Origin of the sequence: Vibrio sp. M260118, from assembly GCF_036533755.1 — a bacterium.
GTDB lineage: Bacteria > Pseudomonadota > Gammaproteobacteria > Enterobacterales > Vibrionaceae > Vibrio.
In genome coordinates this window covers 1-5,891 of record NZ_JATABG010000224.1, presented here as the reverse complement: position 1 = coordinate 5,891, position 5,891 = coordinate 1, and the positions used below count along the sequence as shown (strand labels likewise).

Sequence of the window (5,891 nt, the reverse complement as noted above, 5' to 3'; positions counted from 1 at the left end):
TCTCTGTGATGGTTGTGGCAAATGCTGTTTGCACAAGTTAATGGACGAAGATACCGACGAAGTTTATTACACCAACGTCGCTTGCAGCTGGTTGAATAGCAAAACGTGCTCGTGCAAAGACTATCCGAATCGTTTTACATCAGGTGAAGAGTGTACCAAGCTGACTCGTGAAGATATCGATGACTTTACTTGGTTACCTCACACTTGTGCTTATCGCCTGCTTGCTGAAAATCAGCCTCTTCCTGAGTGGCATCCATTAATTACTGGCTCTAAGTCTGCGATGCATGCAGCGGGGGAGAGTGTTCGTAATAAAGTGGTTTATGAAATCGATGTCATTGATTGGGAAGACCACATCTTAAACCATCCAAATCGCAGCTAAGTTTTTATGCATTTATAGCTAGTTAGCTATATCGATACCTACTGGCACCTTTCAATATTTATTGGTAGTCAAAAAAACTTTCATTGCCTCTTTTTCTGCTGACTTGCTGACTTGCTGACTTGCTGCATTGTGCTTCTCTAAAGCCGTAGGCTAAACTGGTACGGTACTTACCACCCCTAAACATGTATTTTTAATTAGAGGGCATCATGGACTTAATGTCTCTTAAGAATATTCGTCTATTTGTTGTTGGTGTTGCTCTTGTGTTCGGTTCGCTCGCTGGGAGTGCATTCGCCTCTCAAGAGCCTGTACAACCGAGCAAGCAAGAGCTTGAGATAGAGCGGATCAGCGATGAACTAAGTGAACTGGTAGATTCAGTCGAAACAGTGACTGGAGGTGAAAAAGATGCACTTCAGCTCAAGCTTTTTCAAAAGAACGAGAGCTTAAGAGGGGCTCTTCATACTGCTGTGCGCAAAGGTTCACTTTCAAATGATAAGTTACTGGATCAAATCAAACGGCAACAAGAGTATGTTGATAACGCGCGCCATTACCTCGAAGGGAAAATTAAAACGTTAAACGCCGAGATTGACTCCGCCAAAGCGGAAGACAAACTCGCGTTGTTAAACGACCTACAAGAGTTACAGCACTATCTTGATAACACTATGCAATCAGCATGGGAGAATATCGATTGGCTAAATGCGCTTGGAGAAGATGAGCACCTCTCTTATGCTCGGTTTAAAGATTCACTAAGCAAGCGCTTGAGGCTGACCTCTGCCTCGGTAGAGTATTTAAATCAACAGATTAGCCTTATAGATCGGCAGCTATCAGTCAGTCCAGATTCAGAGCATGCCTCTTTGCAGTTAGGGCAGCTAATTGTTCAACAGCGAATGAATATCGCGATTGATAGCTTAAAATCTTTGATTTCAATTGGGGACCAAGTCGGTATTGATACTTCGGAGTACAAGCGTCTTAACTTCGAGGTGACAGGCAGTATCACTCAAGATTTACTTGATGGCCGTGTTGTTATAACGATTATGTCTCATTGGTCGGCTAAAATCTGGGATTGGGTGGCGAATAACGCGCCTCAGCATTTATTCCAGCTGTTTATCTTTGGCCTGATTATTTTTGCCACTAGTGTTATTGCTAAGTTGGTGCGTAAGATCACTAGTAAAGCAGTGGTGTCGAAAAATCTTAAGTTGTCTCAGCTGATGCAGGACTTTTTTATTGGCATGTCGGGCAATGCGGTATGGGTGATAGGTATTCTAGTCGGCTTGTCACAGATCGGTCTTAACTTAGCCCCGGTACTGACAGGTTTTGGTATTGCCGGTGTTATTGTCGGTTTTGCCTTGCAAGATACACTTTCGAACTTCGCCGCAGGTATGATGCTATTAATCTACAAACCGTTTGATGTGGGTGATTTCGTTTTCGCTGGTGGTGTGGATGGCAAAGTGAGTCATATGAGCTTGGTCAACACTACGATCAAGACTTTTGATAACCAAATTATTATTATCCCGAATGGTAAAATATGGGGTGACGTCATTAAGAATGTGACGCATGAACGAGTGAGACGTGTCGATATGGTATTTGGCATTGGCTATAACGATGATCTGCTTAAAGCCGAAGCTATTTTGACTGATATCATTACTGAACATCCTGCAGTATTGCGTATTCCAGAGCCAAATATCCGCGTACATACTTTAAATACCTCTTCGGTCGACTTTATTGTTCGCCCCTGGGTGAAGACCGATGATTACTGGGATGTCTATTGGGATGTGACCAAAGAGGTGAAATTGAGGTTTGATCGAGAAGGCATCTCGATTCCTTTCCCTCAGCAAGATGTGCATTTACATATGGTTAATCAGTCGCAACAAACTGAAATCAAATAACCGTCAGCTTTGTTGGTCAGGTATATCTTGCTGATGCGATTGAGTTGGCCGATCAGTCGTGGTTTCGAACAATGTCAGTACTAGTTTGACTGTGCTTAACAAAGTTCACTTAATGGTGAACTTTGTTATATCTGAGGATAAGAGGAGTATAGGTAAACAGCCACAAATGGATGGCCAGAGCCTTGACGACAAATGGCTCCTTTGTCGTGAGGAGAAAAGTTATAAATGCGTTTTGATTATTTAAAACGCTAAAGTATGGCTAATAAAATGCCGCCGATGGTTGCCGCTGCGGAAAGGTATTGCCCCGCAGAGTAGGAACCGTCTTCTTCCTCTTTGATCTTATCTGGGTGATCCATACCTAAAGCACCGTGAGCGAAAGACTCTACTTTATCGCCGACGGTTTTATTGCCTGTTTGTGCTGCTTTGCTATCTTTTTCAATTTCTTGTAGCGCGGCAAGTAACGCCTTTCCCTCATCAGAAAGCGTGACTTTATTCTGTTCAACCTTAAGTGGGGCTTGACCCGCATTCGAATCGGGAGCCGCTGCTTGAGGCTTTACCTGCTGGGTTGGCGACAGCTTAGCCGTCTCCATTCCTACTGGTGTCATAATGCTCTCCTTACATCTTCCTCAGACACTATATCGACCACTTAGTTAAAAACTTGTGGGTTTTATTTGATAAATGAATCTGAACTAACAAAGCATAAATCATGCCTGTTTTTGTAAGCCTTTGAAGCTATCGTGTTCAAAGGCTTTGTAGTGTAACAAGAGCAATAAACGCGCCTACTTGCAGGTGAGGTCGTCGTTACGCTTTGCAAGGTTATGGTATGCGGCCATGCGATTCTCTTTCTGAACATAGCGCACAGGTGGAGCGAGCACCTCTAGTAAATAGTCTTCTCCATTCTCGACGGTTTCTAGTGGTGCACCCGTTGGGGTAATGACCACCACGCTCAGGTTGGGGTTACGCTTTAATAGAGAAGCCTTGGTTCCCAGCCCTTGCTCAGTATGAAACTTCCCTGCGACATGGATAATTTGCTTGTTGGGGTGACGTTCAAGGTAGTTGACTATGCTCTCTGCCATTGTCTCATCCCAAGTGATTTGTGCAGCATACTGTCGCTCTGTTTGCTCAGGTTTTCCATGATGCATGGAAGCCATGAACTTTTCTTTGTATGGACTGGTAGTGGTATCTATGTTGGCTGCGAGCTGCTGTCGTTCATTCGCATTGAGTTTATCTAGATAGCTTAAGCCTTGGCGTCCAATACAACGAACAAATGACTTAGGTGCATTCGCCGCGATGACATCGAGCTGATTGGCTTTGGCTAGTTCAACCAATGGGCGATAGTCGCTTTCGTAGTTAGGCCAGGCGTTACCTTGAGAAATAAGGACTTGCTCACCTATCTCTCCTGCTAAGTAGGCGTCAAGGGTAGATTGTTTGTCTCTGGAAAATTGCTCCATAGACAGGGCGATTTCCTTGGTATCGTTAAGGCGTTGCTTCAACAATTCTGTTTGGAAGTGGTGAATACCGGCATGTGTATGCCATTCTCCAACTAGAATGACGTCAGCCTGTTTTATCTCATTTGGAAGAGAGAAGAGTGATATAGCTTGTTGCTCTGGAGAATAGAGCTGATAGTCGTAGTAACTGGTGATAGATTGCTGCTGTGGTGTGTTAGAGGTGGCAGAGCAAGCAGAAAGCGCGATAACGCTAAGAGAAGTGACAAAACGCCGAAACATAAATAGCCTCCATTAGATTGGCCGACAATAGTAATGGAGGCGAGATTGGAATTCAATTAAAATGAGAATTATTATCCTTAACTGACTTCTTTACGATAAACACGAATCATAAAGTCTGCCTCGCATTCAAATAGTGTAGCGGACTTTAGTCGCTCGCGAAGCTCATCACTGGCTTTCCAGGCGAAAGGCGTCATCTGTAGCAGATCATGGGCATCACCATCGCGAAGCTCCATCACGTAGGAGAGCTTCTCTTGTTTTTCTAGCACGAAACCTTCGATCTGTTCTGCTTCTTCGCTATGAAGTCTGACATCTGGGTAGATCTCGTCACGCAGTTGGTAGAGGTGGCGAGCCGCAGGTGTTACTGTAATTACAACACCTTGGTCGGCAACAACTCTGCCTAACTCTTCGGCCTTGCATGGTGCGTAGATACGTAAAACAGCATCGAGACTTTTTTCGTCAAAGGGTAGTCGATGGCTCGATGCGACCGAAAAATGGCAGTTCGGATACCTTTTAGCTGCGTAACGAATAGCGACCTTGGAAATATCTAGACCAAAAGTTTTCGCATCAGCGTACTGATTGTTTAGAGAAGCCGCTACTTCAGTGGTGTAGTAGCCTTCTCCACAGCCGATATCTAGCAGGCGGTGCTGAGTGTCACGTAGAGTTTCACTGCATAGCTTGGCAACATGTTGCTTTAACGCTTGGTAGTAGTCTTTTTCCAGGAAGCGACGACGAGCCTGCATCATCTCTTTGTTATCACCAGGATCTTTTGAACGCTTGTGTTGAACGGGCATCAGATTGATGTACCCCTCTTTCGCTAAATCAAAAGAGTGGTTGTTCTGGCAGCGGTACGTGCGCTCAGAAAGCGACAGGCTCTGGTGGCAAAGAGGGCAGGTGTAAGACATAACAGGCTCATGTGGAAACTAACAAGGCGGAGTTTATCAGGAAGTGCAAAGCCACACTAGCGAGCTAGCGATTTCGCAAACAAAAAAGGCAGCACCAAAGTGCCGCCTATGTGTTTTATTGAGAGAAAAGTCTACTCGGCAAAAATTGTTGTGATTAGCTGGTGGCTCTCGCCTGGTTGCAAGGTTTTACCAGCTTCAATAGATGGTGCGTGCAGTGTTGACTCAACGCATAGCATGGTTTTGTAACCATCATCCTGCATATCAGCCATACCTTTAGCGCCTTCCGCCCACGGGTTCCAAAGCACTGCTGAGTTATGACCTTGGTTTTCAACGCTGATTGTACGGGTACCGTCAGCAACATTGATAACCGCTTCTGGCTTGGTGTACACGCGGTCGATGGTATCAGTCAGGACGAGTTCTTTACCACCTTGGCAAACTTTTTCATCTAGGAGGCTATCGATATACTCAGCGCCCATACCTGTTGTTTTAGTGGTGTGAATATCAGTTACGTTTAGGTAAGTATGAAGTGCACCGCTGAAGGTCCAAGGCTGCTCATCTGTGTTGGTCACATCCAATGTCACTTTTAGCTCATCCCCAATTTCAACCAACAGGTGAGCTTGGAACTGATGTGGCCAAACAGCCAGCGTTTGCTCGTTAGGTAGTAGGCCAAGTTCAATGATGACACCTTTTTCGTTCTCACGATGTTCAAGTAGCGTCCACTCGCTAGTACGCGCAAAGCCGTGTGCAGGGGCAGCAATGCGACCAAACCAAGGCCAGCAGACAGGAATACCGCCACGAAGTGCTGCTTTTCCATCAAAGATTGCTTGTTCGCTCATCCAAATTAGGTCTTCTTGACCTTGCGGCTTGAATGAAATGACATGCCCACCGTTTAAAGCAATACCAGCGGTTGCTTTTTCATGAATGACACGAATGACTTTTACTTGGTCAATTTCTACGATCGTTACGTTGTCAGAGAGAACGGTTAGGGCAGGGAGAGTAT

6 protein-coding genes are annotated in these 5,891 nt (G+C 45.1%); 2 read left to right on the top strand and 4 right to left on the bottom strand.

Annotated features, from left to right (window positions below; all coding sequences use genetic code 11):
- Together QTO00_RS13320 and QTO00_RS13315 are read left to right on the top strand one after the other, a co-directional pair.
- Positions 1-379: YcgN family cysteine cluster protein (locus QTO00_RS13320; protein ID WP_331425239.1), on the top strand; the 379-nt coding region annotated here is incomplete at its 5' end.
- A gap of 206 nt (positions 380-585) precedes the next feature.
- Positions 586-2,262 (top strand): mechanosensitive ion channel family protein, encoded by a 1,677-nt coding sequence (locus QTO00_RS13315; protein WP_331425238.1) that lies wholly within the window; start codon positions 586-588, stop codon positions 2,260-2,262.
- A gap of 248 nt (positions 2,263-2,510) precedes the next feature.
- Here QTO00_RS13315 and QTO00_RS13310 read toward each other — a convergent pair whose 3' ends face one another.
- The 4 genes from QTO00_RS13310 to QTO00_RS13295 form a co-directional block, all read right to left on the bottom strand.
- Positions 2,511-2,867, bottom strand: coding sequence for a hypothetical protein (locus tag QTO00_RS13310; RefSeq protein WP_331425237.1), 357 nt, complete (start codon positions 2,865-2,867; stop codon positions 2,511-2,513).
- Positions 2,868-3,041: 174 nt separating this feature from the next.
- Entirely contained in the window at positions 3,042-3,989 is a 948-nt protein-coding gene (locus QTO00_RS13305; RefSeq protein WP_331425236.1) for a ChaN family lipoprotein, read from the bottom strand.
- Between the two features lie 77 nt (positions 3,990-4,066).
- Positions 4,067-4,891, bottom strand: a complete 825-nt coding sequence (gene rlmA / locus QTO00_RS13300) for a 23S rRNA (guanine(745)-N(1))-methyltransferase (protein WP_331425235.1) — start codon at positions 4,889-4,891, stop codon at positions 4,067-4,069.
- A 131-nt stretch (positions 4,892-5,022) separates the two neighbouring features.
- On the bottom strand, positions 5,023-5,891 hold an 869-nt coding region (locus QTO00_RS13295; protein WP_331425234.1), incomplete at its 5' end, for a D-hexose-6-phosphate mutarotase.